At 39.3% G+C, this 405-nt stretch carries 1 protein-coding gene; it reads left to right on the top strand.

Annotated features, from left to right (window positions below; translation table 11 throughout):
- Positions 1-405 (top strand): transposase (locus M3182_RS25780; protein WP_251560677.1); only part of this gene is annotated, 405 nt, incomplete at both ends.

Here is a 405-nt window from a genome sequence, read left to right as displayed (position 1 = left end):
CATTATGGATATGAGTCATTCCTTTAAAGCTGCCGTTCAAAGTGCTTTAGGTAAACCGGTGATTGTTGCCGATCGATTTCATTTTTGTCGATATGTTTATTGGGCACTGGATGGAGTGAGAAGAAGAATTCAAAAGGACTTTCACCCGTATGATCGTAAGAAGTGCAAGCGCATGAGATATGTTTTTCATAAGGCGCAAGAACAGCTTACAAAAGGTGAACGCTGGAATTTAGAAAGATACTTAGTAATGTCAGAGGAACTAAGTAAAGCATATGAGCTAAAGGAAGAATACCGGAAGTGGTTTTCAAAAGCGAAAGAAATTGGAACAAATGAAATAAGTGTGGTAAAGGAAGAGCTGAAGCTCTTCTATGAGTCACTAAAATCCTCTGGCATCCCTGAGATGGT

It is taken from the genome of Mesobacillus maritimus (genome assembly GCF_023715205.1).
Lineage (GTDB): Bacteria > Bacillota > Bacilli > Bacillales > Cytobacillaceae > Mesobacillus_B > Mesobacillus_B maritimus_C.
This window is presented reverse-complemented; position numbering and strand designations above follow the sequence as displayed.